Consider the following 18,277-nt stretch of genomic DNA (forward strand, 5'->3'; position numbering starts at 1 on the left):
GGAGGGCGCAGATGATTACTCGCAGAAGTTTCCTTGCCACCAGTCTGGGCGCGCTCAGCGTGCCCGTGCTGTCGGGCTGTTCACGCGCAGGAAGCGACGTACCCGGCGGTGCGCGGCTGCTGACCGCCACCGATGTGCATGTGGCCGACTACCCCACCGTGACCGCGGTGAAGTGGATCGGCCAGCAGCTGGAAGCAAAGACCGGCGGCCGGCTCCGGCTGCGCCAGTACCACTCCGGCCAGCTGGGTCGCGAGTCCGAAGCGATCGACATGGCCCGCTTCGGCGTCATCGACATCACCCGCGTCTACTCCGGTGCACTCAACAACGCGTTTCCGCTGACCCAGGCACTGTGCCTGCCGTACGTGTTCGAGTCGGTGGCACACATGCGCCGCGCACTCGACGGCGGCGTGGCCGACGCGGTGCTGCGTGGCTTCGAAAGCCGCGACCTGGTTGGCCTGGCCATCTACGATTCGGGCGCGCGCTGTTTCTACAACACCAAGCACCCCATCGTGGCGCCCAAGGACCTGCACGGCCTGAAGCTGCGCGTGGCGTCGTCGGACATCTTCATCCAGTTGATGCGCCTGCTGGGCGCCAACCCGACGCCGATGTCGCTGGGCGACACCTTCTCGGGCATGGAAACGCACATGATCGACGGCGCGGAAAACAACATGCGCAGCTTCCATTCCAGCCGCCATTTCGAGGCCGCGCGCTACTGGTCGCAGAGCGACCACTCCTACGCGCCGGACGTGCTGCTGATGTCGCGCCGCAGCTTCGAGTCGCTCAGCCCCGAAGATCGCCAGCTGCTGCTGCAGACCGCACGCGAATCGGTGGCGGTGATGCGCCAGCAATGGGACGCCTCGGAAAGCACCGCCCGCCAGGCGGTGGCCGACTTCGGCATCCAGTTCAACGAGGTCGACATGCCGGCCTTCCGCAAGGCCGCCGACCCGCTGCTGCAGCGTTACCTGCAGCAGCCGGAACTGGCTGCCCTTACCCGTCGCATCCGCGACTTCGCCTGAGGCCACGACGCGATGTCCGACACGACTCCTGAAAACACCGTAGACCTGCGCACGGCACCACAGCGCGCGCTGGACCGGATTGCCGACATTGCCATCCACATCGCCGTCCTTGCCCTGCTCGGGCTGGTGGTGGTGCAGGGCTGGCAGGTGTTCGCCCGCTACGTCATCAACGATTCGCCCAGCTGGACAGAGCCGGTGACGCTGCTGCTGCTGGCCACCGCCATGAGCCTGGGCGCGGCCACCGGCGTGCATACCCGCCGCCACTTCGGCTTCTTCCTGCTCGCCGCGCACATGGGGCCGAACCTGCGCCGTGCGGTGGATGTGTTCGCCGCGCTGGTCGTGGCCGTGCTTGGCGTGGTCATCGCCTGGTGGGCGGCCGTGCTGCTGCTGGATGGGCTGGACATCAAGACCGCCGGCGCCAACCTGCCGCAGAGCATCAACTACCTGCCGCTGTCCATTGGCGGTGCGTTGATGGCGCTGTTCGCGTTGAACCAGATGGTGCAGGCCGCGCAACCGGCGGTTGTTGAAGCAGAGGGAGACCGCTGAGCCATGGGTATTACGATTCTTTTCACTGTCTTTGCAGTGCTGCTGCTGCTCGGCGTGCCGGTGGCCTACGCCCTCGCCGCCGCCGCCCTGGCCACGCTCTGGTATCTGGACCTGCCCACCCTGGTGCTGGTCCAGCAGATCTCGGCCGGCACCGGTTCGGCCTCGTTGATCGCCATTCCATTGTTCATCTTCGCCGGTGAAATCATGATGCGCGGCGGCATCTCCGAACGCCTGATCTCGCTGGCCTCGTCGCTGGTGGGGCGCATGCGCGGCGGCCTGGGCCAGGTGTCGATCCTGTCCTCGCTGTTCTTCGGCGGCGTGTCCGGTTCGGCGATCGCCGACGTGTCGGCGGTCGGCGGCACGATGATTCCGCAGATGGTCAAGCGCGGCTACGACCGCGATTTCGCAGTCAACGTGAGCATCACCGCCGCACTGGTTGCGTTGCTGGTGCCGCCCTCGCACAACCTCATCCTGTTCTCGGCCGCCGCCGGTGGCGGGCTGTCCATCGCCGACCTGTTCGCGGCGGGCATCGTGCCGGCGCTGCTGATGACCGTGGCGCTGATGGTCACCGGCTACGTGGTGGCGCGGCGTCGCGGCTACGGCGTGGAAGTGTTCCCGGGCTGGCGCGCGGTGCTGATGCGCATGGTCTCCGCCCTGCCCGGCCTGGGCCTGGTGGCGTTGATCTTCGTCGGTATCCGTGCGGGCATCTTCACTGCGGTGGAGAGCGCGGCCATCGCCGTGGTGTACGCGTTGCTGGTCACGACGGTGCTGTACCGCCAGCTCAACTGGCGCGAGTTCCTGGCCACGGTAACCCATGCGGCGCGCAGCACCGGCGTGATCCTGTTCGTGATCGCCACCGCCGCGGTGTTCGGCTGGCTGCTGGCCTTCCTGCAGGTGCCGACGGCGGCCGTGGACTTCCTGCAGTCGTTCGCGCACAGCCAGTTCATGGTGCTGCTGATGATCGTGATCATGCTGTTGCTGCTGGGCACCTTCATGGACCTGGCGCCGATGATCCTGATCTGCACGCCGATCTTCCTGCCGGTGGCCAAGGCCTACGGCATCGACCCGATCCACTTCGGGCTGGTGCTGGTGCTGACCGGTGGCCTGGGTCTGGTGACCCCGCCGGTGGGCTCGGTGCTGTTCATCGGCACGGCGATCGGCAAGATCAGCGTGGGTGAGAGCATGCGCTCGATCTGGCCGTTCTGGTTCGCGGCGCTGGGTGTGCTGATCATCGTGACCTTCTTCCCGCAGCTGTCGCTGTGGCTGCCGGCGCTGCTGCGCGCCTGACCGCGCGGCGGCCCCGTGCCGCCATCGCTGACGTGGACCCGCCGGCATGGGCGGGTCCTGCACCGAACAAGGGAGACACCGTATGCGAATGAAGACCCTGCTGGCCGGGCTGGCCACCGCTGGCCTGTTGCTTGCCGGCACGCTGCACGCCGCCGATGCGCCCGCCACCGCCTGGAAGCGCGGCATCGAAAACCAGCGCCAGGCCGACCTGGGCAACGGCACCTTCCTCAACCCGGTGTTCGCCGGTGATCGGCCGGACCCGTCCGTGCTCAAGGACGGCGACGACTACTACCTCACTCTGTCCTCGTTCGATGCCTACCCGGGCCTGCCGATCTGGCATTCACGCGACCTGGTCAACTGGCAGCCGATGGGCCACGCGATCACGAAGAACGTCGGCGCGATCTGGGCACCGGACATCGTCAAGCACGAGGGCCGTTACTACATCTACTTCCCGGCGCGCACCGGCGAGACCCGCAGCAACTTCGTGGTCTGGTCCGACAGCATCCGTGGGCCGTGGAGCGAGCCGATCGACATCGGCCTGGGCGGTTACATCGACCCGGGCCACGCGGTGGGCGAAGACGGCAAGCGCTACCTGTTCCTCAGTGGTGGCGCCTATGTGCAGCTGGCCGACGACGGCCTGAGCGTGGTGGGCAAGCCCAAGCACGTGTACGACGGCTGGAAGTACCCCGAAAGCTGGGACGTGGAGGCGTACGCGCAGGAAGGCCCGAAGATCAATTTCCACAACGGCTGGTACTACATGACCACGGCCGTGGGCGGTACCGCCGGACCGCCGACCGGGCACATGGTGATCACCGCGCGCTCGCGCTCGATCCATGGGCCGTGGGTGAACGCGCCGAACAACCCGATCACGCGCACGAAATCCGCCGCCGAGCCGTGGTGGTCGCGCGGCCACGCCACCGTGGTGGAAGGCACCGATGGGCGTTGGTGGATGATCTACCACGGCTATGAAAACGGCTATTGGACGCTGGGCCGCCAGGCGCTGCTGGAGCCGATCGAGTGGACCGACGACGGCTGGTTCGTCGCCAAGGGCGGCGACCTGGGGCAGCCGCTGGCCAAACCGTCCGGTGACTCGGTGGGCCCGCACGGCATGGCGCTGTCGGACGATTTCGCGGGGCCGACGCTGGGCGCGCAGTGGTCGTTCTTCAATCCGACCCAGGATGAATACCGCCGCCTGGACTTCAGCGGTGAGGGTCTGCTGCTGCAGGGCAAGGGTCAGGCCCCGCGCGACAGTTCGCCGCTGACGGCCATTGCCGGTGACCAGGCGTACCAGTTCGAGGTCGAAATGGACATCGAGCCCGGCGCGGTCGGCGGCGCCCTGCTGTTCTACAGCGACAAGCTGTACGTGGGCGTGGGCAGCAATGGCGAGAAGTTCATCATGCACCGCTACGGCGAGGAGCGCCCCACCCAGCTGGCGCCCAGTGCCAAGGGCGGCAGGCTGTGGCTGCGGGTGACCAATAACCGGCACATCGTCACCATCCACACCAGTACCGACGGCAAAACCTGGCAGAAGTACCCGGTTCAGATGGAAGTCTCCGGCTACCATCACAATGTGGCCGGGAAGTTCCTCGCCCTGAAGCCGGCCCTGTACGCCGCCGGCGACGGCAAGGTGCGCTTCCGCCAGTTCCGCTACCGCGCCCTCGATTGAGCGGCCGGTAGACTCCTTCGACCTATTTCGGTTTGAACACATGTCACTGCGCACCAAGACCGACCCTGCACCGCACGGGTTGACCAAGGGCAAGGCCGCCACGATCAATGACATCGCGCGGCTGTCGGGCGTATCCAAGAAAACGGTTTCGCGGATCATCAACAACTCGCCGCTGGTGCGCAAGGACACCCGCGACAAGGTCGAGGCGCTGATGCGCGAGGTGGGCTATACACCCGACCCGCTCGCGCGCGGACTGGCGTTCCGGCGCTCGTTCCTGATCGGCATGGTGTACGACAACCCCACCGCGCAGTACATCGTCGACATGCAGTACGGCGCGCTGGACGCGCTGCGCGGCTCCAGCTTCGAACTGGTGGTGCACCCCTGCGATTCGCGCAGCCCCGGCTACATCGAGGGCGTGCGCCGTTTCGTGCAGCAGCAGAAGCTGCACGGGGTGATCCTGGTGCCGCGTGCATCGGAAGACCAGGCGCTGGTGGACATGCTGGACGAGATCGGCTGCCGCTTCACCCGCATCGCCTCGCTGCCGCTGGATGACACCTCGCAGATGGTGGTCACCCACGACCGCGACGGTGCGGCCGAAGCCGCCGACTACCTGCTGTCGCTGGGCCATCGCGACATCGCGCTGGTCACCGGCCCCAGCGCCTACCGTTCCGCGCACGAGCGCACCGCCGGCTTCATCGATGCCCTCGCCCAGCGCGGCATCGAGCTGCCGCCGGCGCGCATCGTGGAGGCCGGGTACACCTTCGAATCCGGCGTGGCCGCCGCCGAGAAGCTGCTGCTGGGCAAGCAGCGCCCGACCGCCATCTTCACCGGCAACGACGAAATGGCCGCCGGCATCTACAAGGTCGCCCTGCGCGCGGGCATCAACATCCCGCGCCAGCTGTCGATCATCGGCTACGACGACAGCCCGCTGGCCTCGCGCCTGTGGCCGTCGCTCACCTCGGTGCGCCGCCACACCCGCGACACCGGGCGCACGGCGGCAGCGATGCTGATCCAGCCCGATGGCCAGGCCGCGCTGCAGATCGCCAGTGTGCGCCCGCACCTGATCGTGCGCGATTCCTGCCAACCGCCGGAGGACTGACGCCGAAGGCGGCAGTCCTGTAGGTCGCGCCCGCAGGCCGCGACGCCTCGATCGGGGGTCAGTCCTGTAGGTCGCGCCCGCAGGCCGCGACTCCTCGCTCGGGGGTCAGTCCTGCAGGTCGCGCCCGCACCACGGTGCACTGCAAAATGACACCGGTTTCCCACTTGGCTAGAATGAGGGGAAATCGCGCCGGGGCCGCCCCGTCGGCCCACCCCTGCTCTGGAGACGCCATGTACTGCAAGACTCATTACGCCACCCATCCCGACGCCATCAAGGGCGCCAGCAATGACGACCTGCGCGAGCTGTACCTGCTCGACGGCCTGTTCAATGCCGACGCGGTGACCCTGAAGTACACCCACTACGAGCGCTTCGTGCTCGGCGGTGCGGCCCCGGTCACCGGTCCGGTGGCGCTGCCGAAGCAGACCGAGCCGGCCTCGGCTGCCGGCCATGCGTTCCTGGAGCGTCGCGAGCTGGGCGTGATCAATGTCGGCGCCGGCAGCGGCACCGTCACCGTCGATGGCACCGTGTACACGCTCGGTCCGAAGGACGGCCTGTACGTGGCCATGGGCAGCACCGATGTGGTGTTCGCCTCCGATGACGCCGCCACCCCGGCGCAGTTCTACCTGGCCTCGACCCCGGCGCATGCGCGCTTCGAGACCAAGGCGCTGTCGATCAAGGATGCCGTGGCCCTGGAGCGCGGCGCGCTGGAAACCAGCAACGAGCGCACCATCTACCAGTACATCGTGCCGGCCACCTGCCAGTCCTCGCAGCTGCTGCTGGGCCTGACCGTGCTCAAGCCGGGCAGCGTCTGGAACACCATGCCGCCGCACCTGCACGACCGCCGCAGCGAAGTCTATTTCTACTTCGACCTGGGCCAGAACGACCGCGTGTACCACTTCATGGGCGAGCCGGACGCGCAGCGCCACATCGTGATCCAGAACAACGAAGCGGTGGTGTCCCCGCCGTGGTCGATCCACATGGGCGCCGGCACCAGCAACTACGCCTTCATCTGGGCGATGGGCGGCGAAAACCTGGATTACACCGACATGCACGTGCTGGACATCTGCCAGCTCAAGTGACCCTCACGCGCCGCCCGCCCCGGGCGGGCGGCGCCTGTTCCGCATTGGATAAGGACCGTACCCGCAATGGCTAATCCGTTCAGTCTGGAAGGCAAGATCGCCCTCGTCACCGGTGGCAACACCGGCCTGGGCCAGGGCATCGCCGTGGCATTGGCGCAGGCCGGTGCCGACGTCGCCGTGGCCGGCATCCAGCCGCCCACCGAGACGATCGCCAAGATCACCTCGCTGGGCCGTCGCTGCCTGGCGATCGAAGCGAACCTGATCAGCATCGAGCCGGTCGAGCGCGTCGTGCGTGAAACCGTGGAAGGCCTCGGTGGCCTGGACATCCTGGTCAACAACGCCGGCCTGATCCGTCGCGCCGACGCGGTGGACTTCAGCGAGCAGGACTGGGATGACGTCATGAACGTCAACATCAAGTCCGCGTTCTTCATCTCGCAGGCCGCCGGCCGCCACTTCATCGCACAGGGCCGCGGCAAGATCATCAACATCGCCTCGATGCTGTCCTTCCAGGGCGGTATCCGCGTGCCGTCGTACACCGCGAGCAAGAGCGGCATCGCCGGCATCACCCGCCTGCTGGCCAACGAATGGGCAGGTAAGGGCATCAACGTCAACGCGATCGCCCCGGGCTACATGGCCACCGACAACACCGCCGCGCTGCGCGCCGATGAGGACCGCAACAAGTCCATCCTCGACCGCATTCCGGCCGGCCGTTGGGGCACGCCGGAAGACCTGGCCGGTACGGCGGTGTTCCTGGCGTCCAGCGCGTCGGACTACGTCAACGGCTCGGTCATTCCGGTGGATGGTGGTTGGCTGGCGAGATGACGTGCGGGTATCGACCAACGGTCGATACCTACCGTCCGATGGGATTGCGGCACGTACTGACCGTTGGTCGGTACGTGCCGGGAAATGTCCAAACGGTAGCGCCGGCCGTTGGCCGGCCGCCTTCTGCAGGAGCCCGAACATGCACCGCGTCTTGCTCCCGTTTCTGCTGTTGTTTGCGGCCGGCACCGCGCATGCCGCACCGCACCGCGTCTTCATCGCGGGGGACTCCACCGCCGCCGAATACGGCCCGGAACGCGCACCGCAGGCCGGCTGGGGCCAGGCATTGCAGAGCTACCTCGACCCGGCCGTGTGGGAGGTGCGCAACCACGCCAAGGGCGGGCGCAGCGCGCGCAGCTTCATCGAGGAAAAGCGCCTCGACGCCATCGCCGCCGAGATACGTCCGGGTGATGTGCTACTGATCCAGTTCGGCCACAACGACGCCAAGTTCGAAGACCCCACGCGCTACAACGATCCGGCCACGGCCTACCCGCAGTACCTGATGCGCTATGTGCAGCTGGCCCGCGACAAGCGCGCCACGCCGGTATTGATCACGCCGGTGGCGCGGCTGCTGTACGACTTCGGGTCGCTGCTGGACACGCATGGGCTGTATACCCAGACGGTGAAGCAGCTGGCCGGACGCGAACAGGTGGCGCTGATCGATCTCAACGCCAGCTCCACCCGCTGGATCCGCGCGCTGGGCGAGCAGGGCGCCAAGCCCTATTTCCTGTTCGTGCCCGAACAGAACAAGGCCGACGGCACCCACTTCAGCGTGGCCGGTGCCACGGCGGTGGCCTGTCTGGTGATGCGCGACTGGGTGGCGCTGACGCCCGAACTGAAACCGGCGTTGAAGCGCGACATCGACTGCGACGTGAGCCAGGCCGCAGGGCAGGGCAGCGACCCGGCCAAGCCCTCGCGCGTGGTCCACGAACGCGATATCGCCATTCCCCAGCCCGGGCCCCACGGCGGCGCGGGCCCGACCACGGCGTACCCGTTCTTCGCCGACGACAAGGACCTGCCGTTCGTGCTGCGCAAGCGCGTGCTGCACAAGGGCGCGGGCATCGGCCTGCACCCGCAGCACAAGGACGAGATCTACTACATCGTCAGCGGGCAGGGCAGCTACGTGCTGGATGGAAAGCAGTACGACGTGGCGGCGGGCGATGCCCTGCTGACCCGGGTAGGCAGCCTGCATGCGCTGCAGCAGGTGGGGGAGCAGGATCTGGTGGTGCTGCTGGCGTACCCGCGGTGAAGGCGCAGCCGGGCAGGGCCCGGCTCTACTGACGCTAACCTTCAAAAGCTTCTGAGGCTTTTGAAGGTTAGGTGCCTAAACTTCAAAAGGCCCGGTGAATTGCGTCAGCGAACGACGTCAAACGTCGCCGCCGTCCGCCCAGCCTTCTCCGGTGCCCTTCTGGAACACGCGGTCGCCGTCCTGCACGTCACCGGCGGGGAGGTGGTCCTTCGCTTCCAGCGCGGCGTAGATCGGGGTGAAGTCCGGCGCGGTCGATTCCATCAACTGCTCGTAGCTGTCGATGACGAAGTAGGTCTTCTGGAAGGTGTCGATGCGGTAGCGGGTACGCATGATCCGCTCCAGGTCGAAACCGATCCGGTTCGGCGCGGCCGATTCCAGCGAGTACAGCGACTCACCCTTGGACGAGACGATGCCCGCGCCGTAGATGCGCAGCCCTTCCGGCGTGTTGATCAGGCCGAACTCCACCGTGTACCAGTACAGGCGGGTGAGGTGCTGCAGTGCCTCCGGGCCGATCGCATGCGCCTTGACGCCACCGCGGCCGTACGCGGCCATGTAGTCGGCGAACACCGGGTTCATCAGCAGCGGTACGTGCCCGAACAGGTCGTGGAACATGTCAGGCTCGGCGATGTAGTCGATCTGGTCGGGGCGGCGGATCCACCAGGTCACCGGGAAGCGGCGGTTGGCCAGGTGGTCGAAGAAGTCCAGCTCCGGCAGCAGTCCTTCCACGCCCACCAGGGTCCAGCCGGTGGCCGCGCCCAGTACTTCGTTGAGCTGGTCGAAGCGGGGAATCATGTGCGCGCTCATGCCCATCTCGTCCTGCGCCTGCAGGAACTCCCTGCTGGCCCGACCTTCCAGCAGCTCGCGCTGGCGCTGGTACAGCGTGCTCCAGGTGGCGTGGTCGTCGGCGGTGTAGCTGGCCCAAGGTTGTTCCACCACGGCAGTGGTATACACCGGCACGTAGCCCTTGTCGGTCTGCTGGTGTTCGACGCGGCGGGGGGCGGTGGCGGTATCCATCGAGGCGGGCTCCTGGGAAGTCATCCGTTGATGCTAGGGCAGGGCGCGCGCAAGAGGATTGCAAAGTTGCACGGATATGCCGGATTGGCGCAATATCGTTGCGTCCAATCAATGTTGCGGAGCAGCAATGTCCGGAGATGCCCAGTTCGACCGCACGGATCTGCGTCTTCTGGCGGAGATCCAGCAACATGGCCGCGCGACCAATGCGGAATTGGCGGCGCGGGTGAACCTGTCACCGTCGGCCTGCCTGCGGCGGGTACAGCGGCTGGAGAGCGAGGGCGTGATTGCCGGCTACGGCGCCCGGCTGGAGCCGCGCCGGATCGGCCTGGGCCTGCAGGCGTTCGTCCGCGTCCAGCTGGAGAAGCACGACCAGCACGCCATCGGCGTGTTCGCCGACAGCGTGGTGGAGTGGGATGAAGTAGTGGCCTGCCATGCGCTTACCGGCGACATGGATTACCTGTTGCACATCTATGTGCGCGACCTGGAGCATTTCTCCAGCTTCCTGCTCGACAAGCTGCTCAACGCGGCCGGCGTGGCGGATGTGAATTCCAGCTTCGTGCTGCGCACGGTGAAGGATTTCAGGGCGTTGCCGTTGAAGCAGCTCGAGTAGCGGCGCAGCGCTGACGGGGCGGGGCGGCTGGCCGACTGGGATGGTCAGCCATCCCGTCGCCCATCGCCCGGGCGCTCAGCCCTCGCACTTTTCCTTGCGGCCCATCAGCTTCCCTACGCGCGAGGGCTCATCGCACTTCGGCTTCGGCGGCGGCGGGGCCACGGCGGCGGCGCGGGCGCGCTGCAGCTGCTGGATCTTCGCGCGAATCTGCGGCATGGCCGCCATCGCGGCCTTCTCGCCCTCCAGGATCGCGTATCCACGCTGGCTGAAATCAGCCGCGCCGATGTCCAGCACCTTGGGGCGGATGATGATGTCCGCGCGCGCCAGTTCCTGCTCGCCCAGGCGCTGGCCCATGATCGAGATCGACTGGTTGACGATGCCCAGCATGCCGGTCGGCGACTTGCCGCTGGCCTTGCTGGAGATATCCACGGCAATGACGAAGTCGGCACCCAGCTGGCGCGCCGCGTCCACCGGCACTGGGCTCACCACGCCGCCATCGACGAACAGGTTGCTGCCGATCTTCACCGGCTCGAACACGCCGGGAATGCTGCTGGAGGCGCGCACGGCCTGGCCGACATTGCCGCGCACGAAGACCGCACGGTCGCCAGTGTCCAGGTTGGTGGCCACGGCGGCAAAGGGCTTGCTGAGCTTCTCGGCCGGCCGGTTGCCGACCTGTGCGTTGACGTAGTCCTGCAGCTTCTGGCCCTGCACCAGGCCGCCGGAGAACAACCGCACGTCGCGGATGCTCGCCTCGTCCAGCGCCACCGCCTTGGTCTGCATCTGGAAGGCATCCATGCCGCTGGCATAGAGGGCCCCGACCACGCTGCCGGCGCTGGTGCCGGACACCACCACCGGCTCGAAGCCGTTGGCTTCCAGCATCTTGATCACGCCGATATGGGCAAAGCCCTTGGCCGCACCGCCGCCGAGCGCGATGCCGATCTTCACCGGCTTGGCCGCCGCCACGGGTGTGGCCACCGGGGGCGGGGTCGGGCGGACGGGATCACCGCCGCAGCCAGCCAGCAGGCCGAGCAGGGCAACGGACAGCGTAAGACGGGTGCGGCGGAAGGCGGTCATGGGATTGGCGGAAAGTGAATGGGCGATAGCATACCGGGTAGTGCCGGCCGCTGGCCGGCAACCACGAGCGGGTCGGTTATGCGAGGTTGCCGGCCAGCGGCCCGCACTACCGGATACGTCAACCGGCGTCGATGCTCTTCCTTCACATCTGCGGGCCCGGATCTTGGTAATGAAGGATCCGTATTTGCGACGCTGTTGTTGTACTGCAACAATTGTCTGGTAGCGCCGGTCCACCACCCCTCCCAACACAGCCTAATCGCCATGTTCCCGAACCGCACTGCCCACGGCCGTCACCCGTCCGTGCATCCCCTCGTTCTCGCTCTTGCCGCCCTGCTGCCATTGACGGCCGCAGCCCAGGACGCCCCCGCCGCCAAGGACCCGGTTGCGCTCGATACCCTGCAGGTGACCGCACAGCGTCGCGTCGAGAACGCCAAGGACGTGCCGGTATCGATCTCGGCCATCCAGGGCGAGAAGCTCGATGTGCTCGGTTCGGCCGGCGACGACATCCGTTTCCTGTCGGCGCGCGTGCCCAGCCTGAACATTGAATCGTCGTACGGCCGAGCCTTCCCGCGCTTCTACATCCGCGGCCTGGGCAACACCGACTTCGACCTCAATGCCTCGCAGCCGGTATCGCTGGTGTATGACGATGTGGTGCAGGAAAGCCCGCTGCTGAAGGGCTTCCCGCTGTTCGACCTGGCCGGCGTGGAAGTGCTGCGCGGCCCGCAGGGCACGCTGTTTGGCCGCAACACCCCGGCCGGCGTGGTGAAGTTCGATTCGGCCCGTCCGTCGCAGGACGCCGATGGCTACGTCAAGGTGTCCTACGGCACCTACGACACCTGGAACACGCAGGCCGCCTACGGGGGCCCGTTGACCGACCGCTGGTCGGCACGCGTGTCGGCGCTGTACCAGCGCCGCGACAACTACGTCGACAACACCCGTCCGAATGCACCGGCGGAAGGCTTTGAAGGCTACGACGAAGCCGCTGGCCGCGTGCAGTTCCTGTACGAAGGCGATGAGTTCGAAGCGCTGTTCAACCTGCACAAGCGCAAGCTCAACGGCACCGCGCGCCTGTTCCGCGCCAACATCATCCAGCCGGGCAGCAATGCCCTGGTGGAGAACTTCGACCGCGATTCGGTCTCCAACGATGGCGTGAACTTCTCCGAACTGGAGACCTGGGGCGGCAGCGCGCGGCTGCAGTGGAACCTGGGCAGCGTCACCCTGCACTCGATCACCGGTTATGAAACCGCCGAATCGCTCAACCACGGCGACATCGACGGTGGCTACGGCGCCAGCTTCCTGGGTGCCGGCAACTACGGCCCGGGCTTCATTCCGTTCCCGTCCGAGTCCGCCGATGGCCTGCCCAACCACCGCCAGTGGACCCAGGAATTCCGCGTGGAATCCAACGAATGGGGTCGCTTCGACTGGCAGGCCGGCGTGTTCTACTTCGATGAAGACGTCACCATCGACAGCTTCAACTACGACTCGCTGACGCCCGGCAATCCGCAGACCGGCCATGCGGTGCAGAGCCAGCGCAACAAGGCCTGGGCGGCATTCGCCTCGGGTGACTTCGACGTCACCGAAAAGTTCAAGCTGCGCGGCGGCCTGCGCTACACGCAGGACAAAAAGGACTTCACCGCCAGTGTCCTGCAGGCCGTACCGGGTGGTACGCCGGTCAGCGGTCCGTACGTGGCCAACACCGACGTCAACGACGTCAGCTGGGATCTGAGCGGCGTTTACCAGATCACCGACAACGTCAACACGTATGCACGCGTGGCCAAGGGCTTCCGCGCGCCGTCGATCCAGGGCCGCCTGGCCTTCGGTGGCGTGTCGCAGGCCGATTCGGAGAAGGTGATCTCGTATGAAATCGGCATCAAGGCCGACCTGTTCGATCGCCGCGCGCGCCTGGGCTTCAACATCTTCCGTTACAACGTCGACGGCCAGCAGCTGATCGCGGTGGGCGGCAGCAACAATACCGCCACGCTGCTCAATGCCGACAAGACCATCGGCCAGGGCGCGGAGCTGGACTTCGAGGCCTACCTGACCGACCACGTCCTGCTGACCCTGGGCAGCAGCTACAACGACACCGAGATCAAGGACCGCGACCTGGCGGTGGCGATCTGCGGTGGCGGCTGCACCATCACCGACCCGACCACGGTCATCAACGGCGGCACCTACGCGCTGGTCAACGGCAACCCGCTGCCGCAGGCGCCGAAGTGGATCCACAACCTGACCCTGCGCGCCGGCTTCCCGCTCAACGATGCCAGCGAGCTGTACGTCTACACCGATTGGGCGTATCGCGGCCCGGTCAACTTCTTCCTGTACGAGTCGCCGGAGTTCCGCAGCCGCTCGTCGCTGGAAGGCGGCCTGCGCCTGGGCTACAACTGGGACTACGGCCAGTACGACGTGGCGGTGTTTGGTCGCAACCTGACCAACCAGACCCGCGTGGTCGGCGCGATCGACTTCAACAACCTGACCGGCTTCCTCAACGAGCCGCGTACGGTTGGCGTGGAGTTCACCGCGAAGTTCTGATGTCGCGTGCAATGGGTTGAAACGAAAACGGCGCGGAGACATCCGCGCCGTTTTTTGTGTGTGATGTCATGAACACCGGACGTCCATGCATCAGAGCGCGCTGGCGGGTCGGGTCTTCAGTACAGTCTCCTCGGCCGCGCAATCGCGGTTGACCGTTGCGCCCGCCTTCCGGGCTGCCGCGATTTCCTTGCGTGCGGCCAGCAGGTCGCGGTTGAACGCCGCATTGTCGTGCAACCTCGCCACCGCCGCCGCGCCCATGAAGCGGCCTTCCAGAATGTCGCTCTGCCAGTGCACGTTGCACACCAGCCGGCTTTCGCCGTAGTTGCGGCCGCGGGCCTGGATGGCATCGGCACGGTCCGGCGCGATCTCCGACAGGATCAGCGCCCATGCCCAGCCGATCGAGGTGTGACCGGACGGATACGAGCCGTTCTTGCGCAGGTCCTCCTCGTCGTCGGGCGTGCAGGTGGGTTCGTCATTGACCATGAACGGCCGCGCGCGCTGGTACTGGTGCTTGGCGCTGCGCGTGGCGGCGCTGGCGTCGATGCGGCTGCGCTCCAGCAGGCGGTACAGCGCCGGGGTCTTCTGCGCGTCGATATCCAGCCCGATCGCACAGGAAAACTGCCTGGCGCCTTCCGGGAAGCCCAGCTCCGCATCGCGCTGCGCCTGGGCGAACCGCGGCGTGCCGCGCAGCGCACGTGCCTCGCGGCTCACCTGCTCGTCCAGCGCGAAACCGGCCGAGCCTGCCGCCGGCGGGGCCGGCACCAGCGCCAGGCTGTCCGGAACGGCGTCTGCCGGCAGGTAACCCACCGCCTTCGTCACCACCGATGCCTCCACCGGCGTGGCCGTCGGTGCCACTGTCGTACAGCCGGCCAGGGCCGCCACCAGGGCGGCGGTCAGCAGGGGGCGCATCAGGCAGGGGGCGGGGGCATGCATCGGCGGGTCTCGGAAGCGGTAAGCCCCGCATGATCGCAGCTTCGCGCGGGCCTGCCAGCCGCCACAGGTCATTCCGCCAGACCCGGCATGACGCACTGCAGCGCGCGACTGGGAGTCCTTTCAAATGACAGGAACCCTCTACTGGTTCACGGAATGCGATGTCCAGCCGGCATAGCTTCTCCTTCGGCGCGATCACTTGTCACACGGATCTGGATAGATGAGGCCCATGGCACGAGGAAGCGCCGGCAATCAGGGGGATCACCGGTAGAGCGGGGCCACGCCCGGCTGACCAAAGGGAGACACAAGGATGCAAAGCAACTTAGTGGGGAGGGGCGCTGCCCTGGCCTTGGGCGTGATGCTGGCCTGTGGCAACGCGCACGCCGCCGATGTGGTGGGGGTGGCGTTCGTACACGGCACCGGCAAGCAGACCGATGCACGCACCGATTACTGGCAGCCCGCGATCATCGACACGGTGCGCCAGGGGCTGCCCAACAGCGCCAACTACACCGTGATCAATTGCGATTTCGAGCAGTACATGTGGAAGCCCGAGGCGGCCGGTTGCCTGGCCGGGCAGCTCACCACCTTCATCAACAGCAAGGGCATCACCAAGCTGGTGGTCATCACCCATTCCAACGGCGGCAACGTGGTGCGCTGGATTCTGTCCAATCCCACCTACGACAGCCGCTACCCGACGCTGATCCAGACCATCAGCAAGGTCACCGCACTGGCCCCGTCCTCCGCAGGGACGCCGCTCGCCGATGCAGTGCTCAACGGCAATGCGTTCGAGGCGTCGGTGGGTTGGCTGCTGGGTTACCAGAACGATGCGGTGCGCATGCAGCAGGTGGGCTGGATGGCCACCTACAACGCGCAGAACCTGTACGGCACCGCCGGCCGCCCGGCACTTCCGAAGCCGTTCCGCGCGGTGGTGGGCTCGGATGTGGAATCGGCGGTGTGGGACAGCAACAGCTACTGCGGTGGCTATGCGCAGAACGTCGGCCTGGAACTGACCCAGAACTGGTTGAACAGCTGTTCCGATGGTTTCCTGGAATGCAGCAGCCAGAAGGCGGCCGGCAGCGTGCTGTTCACCGACAAGGCGCGCACGAAGGGTGCCGAGCCGCTCAGCCACAACCAGAGCCGCCGCGAATGCTTCGGCCTGGGCGCGATCCTGCGCAACGACCTGACCCTCTGAGGACTCCGCCATGACTTCGAGAATGACGATTGCACTGGCCGTGGCCTCGGCGTTGTTCGCGCTGCCGCTGCAGGCTGCACAACCCTTGTTGGCGGCGAAGGGCACCGACCAGGTGGCCCCCCGCGTGGAGCGCGCCCCGATGCCGGATGCGGCGATCGAACGGGCGCCGCTGAGCTTCGCCTGGGCGCTGGAACCGGGCCAGGCGCTGGCCGCGCCGGCGCCGTTCACCGCGTTGAGCCGCAGCTACTGGGACACCGTGGACGCGGCCAGCCTGCAGCGCGGCATCGACCTGCCGCTGACCGCGCCGGACGCGGTGATCCAGGTCAGCCCGGTGCAGGGCGCACGCGTGCTGGACGTGGAACAGTTGCAGGTGCGCGACCCGGCCGGCGTCCTGGCGCTGGACAAGGTGGTCGACGCGCAGCAGCTGCGCGCGGCCGGCATGACCGTGGGCGAGGGCACCGCCATGGCGCGTACCGGGGCCAGCGCGGCGGTGGGTACCTACCGCCTGCAGGCGGCCCAGGCGCAGGGCCGGTATGTGGTGCAGGTGCTCGAGCCCAACAGCCCGATCGCGCTGCAGCTGCAGGCCGATCGCCAGCAGGTACTGGCCGGGGGCAGTGTGCAACTCAGCGCACGGTTGCAGGACGACGGCGGCCGCGCCGCGGTGGCCGGCGGTCGTTCAGTGGCGCGCACCCTGCCGGCGGGCGGCGAGGCGTTGCTGGTCGCGCCCGACGGACGCAGCTGGCCGGTGCCGCTGGTGGCCGGCAAGGAGGGGCTGCGGGCACGCGTCACCCTGCCCGAGGACATCGGGCAGGCGCAGGGGCTGTGGGAGCTGCAGGCGTTCGTGAGCGCCAATGGCGTGCAGCGCGATGCCAAGGTGGCCTTCGCGGTGGCGCGGCCGACCGCCCGCTTCAGCGGGCAGGCGCAGGCCGACGCCGCACAGCGCGAGGTACGCCTGCCGCTGCAGATCGGCGCGCCGGGACGCTATGAGGCGCGCGGCACGCTGTATGCCACCGGCCCGGACGGCCAGCTGCGTCCAGTGGCGCAGGCGCACAGCGCGGCGTGGTTCGGCACGGCGGGCAGCGGTGAGCTGCTGCTGCCCTTCGACAGCGTGGCGCTGCCGCGTGGCTACGCCGCACCGTTCGAACTGCGCGACCTGCAGCTGCAGGACCAGAGCCGGATGGCACCGATCGAAAGCCGGGCGGTCGCGTTGCGGTTCTGAGCAGGGCCGGGAGCGGGCACCCGTCCGCTCCCGGCGTCATCCCGCGAACGCGCTCAGGCGCCCATCCTGTTCCACCACCTGGATCGGGCCGCCGAACACGTCCGACAACGGGGCATCACGCAGCAGCTCGGCCCGCGTCCCGTCGGCAACGATCCTGCCGCCGCGCAGCAGCACCACGCGCTCGATCTCCGGAATCACTTCCTCGATGTGGTGGGTCACCAGCACCAGGGTGATGCCCTGTGCCGCCAGCGCACGCATGGTCGCGATCAGGTGCTGGCGTGCCACCAGGTCCAGCCCGGTCGAGGGTTCGTCCAGCAGCAGCGCCTGCGGGCGGTTCACCAGCGCCCGGGCGATCAGCACCCGTCGCGTTTCGCCAGCCGACAGCTCGGCGTACCCGCGTTGCAGCAACGGCAATGCGCCGGTCATGGCCAGCGTTTCACGCACCCGCGCGCGCATGTCGTCGGTGACTTCGCGGAATGCCGGCACCACGAAGCTGGCGAAGAAGCCTGACAGCACCGCCTCTTCCACGGTCAGCCCGGGCATGTCCGCCAGGTTGCTGCTCAGGTCACCGGTGACGATGCCCAGCTGCGACCGCAGCCGGTCCACCTGCCAGCGGTTCTGGCCCAGCACACGCACCGCCACGGTGCCGTCGGCATGCGCCAGCGGGTACAGCTCGCGCGTGATGAGTTTGATGAACGAGGACTTGCCGCAGCCGTTGGGGCCCAACAGGGCGGTGTGCTGGCCCTGAGCGATGCGCAGGTTGAGGTCGTGCAGCACCCGCACCTGGCCGCGGACCACGCAGGCACGGTCCAGCTCGATCAAGGGGGCGGGCGGGGAAAGAGACGGGGCGACGGTCATGAATGCGGGGGCAACGCTCACGAAGGGAGAAAAGAACTGAATGACTGCGCAAAAATCGCATCAGACGGATGAAGTTTGCAACGTCTGGCC

The 18,277-nt window shown here is 67.3% G+C and carries 16 protein-coding genes; 12 read left to right on the forward strand and 4 right to left on the reverse strand.

Features of this window, described 5'->3' with window-relative positions:
• Nucleotides 1-11 precede the first annotated feature (11 nt).
• From RT456_RS08605 to RT456_RS08640, 8 genes are all read left to right on the forward strand, one after another.
• On the forward strand, nt 12-1,016 hold the full coding sequence (locus RT456_RS08605; protein WP_313345160.1) for a TRAP transporter substrate-binding protein: 1,005 nt from the start codon (nt 12-14) through the stop codon (nt 1,014-1,016).
• 12 nt (nt 1,017-1,028) lie between these two features.
• Nucleotides 1,029-1,562, forward strand: coding sequence for a TRAP transporter small permease (locus RT456_RS08610; protein ID WP_313345163.1), 534 nt, complete (start codon nt 1,029-1,031; stop codon nt 1,560-1,562).
• Between the two features lie 3 nt (nt 1,563-1,565).
• On the forward strand, nt 1,566-2,849 hold the full coding sequence (locus tag RT456_RS08615; RefSeq protein ID WP_313345166.1) for a TRAP transporter large permease: 1,284 nt from the start codon (nt 1,566-1,568) through the stop codon (nt 2,847-2,849).
• An 88-nt stretch (nt 2,850-2,937) separates the two neighbouring features.
• Nucleotides 2,938-4,515, forward strand: a complete 1,578-nt coding sequence (locus RT456_RS08620) for a family 43 glycosylhydrolase (protein ID WP_313345268.1) — start codon at nt 2,938-2,940, stop codon at nt 4,513-4,515.
• Between the two features lie 40 nt (nt 4,516-4,555).
• On the forward strand, nt 4,556-5,614 hold the full coding sequence (locus RT456_RS08625) for a LacI family DNA-binding transcriptional regulator (protein WP_313345168.1): 1,059 nt from the start codon (nt 4,556-4,558) through the stop codon (nt 5,612-5,614).
• A gap of 230 nt (nt 5,615-5,844) precedes the next feature.
• Nucleotides 5,845-6,693 carry a 5-dehydro-4-deoxy-D-glucuronate isomerase gene (gene kduI, locus RT456_RS08630; RefSeq protein WP_313345171.1) on the forward strand — a complete coding sequence of 283 codons (849 nt, stop codon included), beginning with the start codon at nt 5,845-5,847 and terminating at the stop codon, nt 6,691-6,693.
• Between the two features lie 66 nt (nt 6,694-6,759).
• Nucleotides 6,760-7,515, forward strand: a complete 756-nt coding sequence (kduD, locus tag RT456_RS08635) for a 2-dehydro-3-deoxy-D-gluconate 5-dehydrogenase KduD (RefSeq protein WP_313345174.1) — start codon at nt 6,760-6,762, stop codon at nt 7,513-7,515.
• Nucleotides 7,516-7,654: 139 nt separating this feature from the next.
• Nucleotides 7,655-8,761 carry a GDSL-type esterase/lipase family protein gene (locus RT456_RS08640; protein WP_313345177.1) on the forward strand — a complete coding sequence of 369 codons (1,107 nt, stop codon included), beginning with the start codon at nt 7,655-7,657 and terminating at the stop codon, nt 8,759-8,761.
• 117 nt (nt 8,762-8,878) lie between these two features.
• Here RT456_RS08640 and phhA read toward each other — a convergent pair whose 3' ends face one another.
• On the reverse strand, nt 8,879-9,775 hold the full coding sequence (phhA, locus tag RT456_RS08645; protein WP_313345180.1) for a phenylalanine 4-monooxygenase: 897 nt from the start codon (nt 9,773-9,775) through the stop codon (nt 8,879-8,881).
• 127 nt (nt 9,776-9,902) lie between these two features.
• Here phhA and RT456_RS08650 point away from each other — a divergent pair, with 127 nt between their 5' ends.
• The gene (locus tag RT456_RS08650) at nt 9,903-10,385 is read left to right on the forward strand and encodes an Lrp/AsnC family transcriptional regulator (protein WP_313345182.1); all 483 of its coding nucleotides are present in this window, start codon (nt 9,903-9,905) and stop codon (nt 10,383-10,385) included.
• A gap of 75 nt (nt 10,386-10,460) precedes the next feature.
• Here RT456_RS08650 and RT456_RS08655 read toward each other — a convergent pair whose 3' ends face one another.
• Nucleotides 10,461-11,459, reverse strand: coding sequence for a patatin-like phospholipase family protein (locus tag RT456_RS08655; protein ID WP_313345184.1), 999 nt, complete (start codon nt 11,457-11,459; stop codon nt 10,461-10,463).
• Between the two features lie 261 nt (nt 11,460-11,720).
• Between RT456_RS08655 and RT456_RS08660 the strand changes: the two genes are divergently transcribed.
• A complete protein-coding gene (locus RT456_RS08660; RefSeq protein WP_313345187.1) occupies nt 11,721-13,988 on the forward strand; it encodes a TonB-dependent receptor in 2,268 nt (755 codons plus the stop codon).
• Nucleotides 13,989-14,078: 90 nt separating this feature from the next.
• Here the strand turns inward: RT456_RS08660 and RT456_RS08665 are convergent, their stop codons facing one another.
• Nucleotides 14,079-14,921 (reverse strand): phosphatase PAP2 family protein, encoded by an 843-nt coding sequence (locus RT456_RS08665; RefSeq protein ID WP_313345190.1) that lies wholly within the window; start codon nt 14,919-14,921, stop codon nt 14,079-14,081.
• Between the two features lie 307 nt (nt 14,922-15,228).
• Between RT456_RS08665 and RT456_RS08670 the strand changes: the two genes are divergently transcribed.
• Both RT456_RS08670 and RT456_RS08675 read left to right on the forward strand, forming a co-directional pair.
• Nucleotides 15,229-16,110 (forward strand): hypothetical protein, encoded by an 882-nt coding sequence (locus RT456_RS08670; RefSeq protein WP_313345193.1) that lies wholly within the window; start codon nt 15,229-15,231, stop codon nt 16,108-16,110.
• A gap of 10 nt (nt 16,111-16,120) precedes the next feature.
• Nucleotides 16,121-17,329: a DUF4785 domain-containing protein gene (locus RT456_RS08675; protein ID WP_313345196.1), complete on the forward strand. Its 1,209-nt coding sequence runs from the start codon at nt 16,121-16,123 to the stop codon at nt 17,327-17,329.
• 36 nt (nt 17,330-17,365) lie between these two features.
• Here RT456_RS08675 and RT456_RS08680 read toward each other — a convergent pair whose 3' ends face one another.
• Nucleotides 17,366-18,187 carry an ATP-binding cassette domain-containing protein gene (locus tag RT456_RS08680; protein ID WP_313345199.1) on the reverse strand — a complete coding sequence of 274 codons (822 nt, stop codon included), beginning with the start codon at nt 18,185-18,187 and terminating at the stop codon, nt 17,366-17,368.
• Nucleotides 18,188-18,277 lie beyond the last annotated feature (90 nt).

The organism is Stenotrophomonas sp. (assembly GCF_032099025.1).
GTDB lineage: Bacteria > Pseudomonadota > Gammaproteobacteria > Xanthomonadales > Xanthomonadaceae > Stenotrophomonas.

Bases quoted from the DNA above. Each gene is read 5' to 3' on its own strand.
- RT456_RS08625 (WP_313345168.1), top strand. From the start codon at position 4,556: ATGTCACTGCGCACCAAGACCGACCCTGCACCGCACGGGTTGACCAAG.
- RT456_RS08610 (WP_313345163.1), top strand. From the start codon at position 1,029: ATGTCCGACACGACTCCTGAAAACACCGTAGACCTGCGCACGGCACCA.
- RT456_RS08660 (WP_313345187.1), top strand. From the start codon at position 11,721: ATGTTCCCGAACCGCACTGCCCACGGCCGTCACCCGTCCGTGCATCCC.
- RT456_RS08605 (WP_313345160.1), top strand. From the start codon at position 12: ATGATTACTCGCAGAAGTTTCCTTGCCACCAGTCTGGGCGCGCTCAGC.
- RT456_RS08675 (WP_313345196.1), top strand. From the start codon at position 16,121: ATGACTTCGAGAATGACGATTGCACTGGCCGTGGCCTCGGCGTTGTTC.
- RT456_RS08665 (WP_313345190.1), bottom strand. From the start codon at position 14,921: ATGCATGCCCCCGCCCCCTGCCTGATGCGCCCCCTGCTGACCGCCGCC.
- RT456_RS08650 (WP_313345182.1), top strand. From the start codon at position 9,903: ATGTCCGGAGATGCCCAGTTCGACCGCACGGATCTGCGTCTTCTGGCG.
- RT456_RS08680 (WP_313345199.1), bottom strand. From the start codon at position 18,187: ATGACCGTCGCCCCGTCTCTTTCCCCGCCCGCCCCCTTGATCGAGCTG.
- RT456_RS08640 (WP_313345177.1), top strand. From the start codon at position 7,655: ATGCACCGCGTCTTGCTCCCGTTTCTGCTGTTGTTTGCGGCCGGCACC.
- kduD (WP_313345174.1), top strand. From the start codon at position 6,760: ATGGCTAATCCGTTCAGTCTGGAAGGCAAGATCGCCCTCGTCACCGGT.
- phhA (WP_313345180.1), bottom strand. From the start codon at position 9,775: ATGGATACCGCCACCGCCCCCCGCCGCGTCGAACACCAGCAGACCGAC.
- RT456_RS08670 (WP_313345193.1), top strand. From the start codon at position 15,229: ATGCAAAGCAACTTAGTGGGGAGGGGCGCTGCCCTGGCCTTGGGCGTG.
- RT456_RS08615 (WP_313345166.1), top strand. From the start codon at position 1,566: ATGGGTATTACGATTCTTTTCACTGTCTTTGCAGTGCTGCTGCTGCTC.
- kduI (WP_313345171.1), top strand. From the start codon at position 5,845: ATGTACTGCAAGACTCATTACGCCACCCATCCCGACGCCATCAAGGGC.
- RT456_RS08655 (WP_313345184.1), bottom strand. From the start codon at position 11,459: ATGACCGCCTTCCGCCGCACCCGTCTTACGCTGTCCGTTGCCCTGCTC.
- RT456_RS08620 (WP_313345268.1), top strand. From the start codon at position 2,938: ATGAAGACCCTGCTGGCCGGGCTGGCCACCGCTGGCCTGTTGCTTGCC.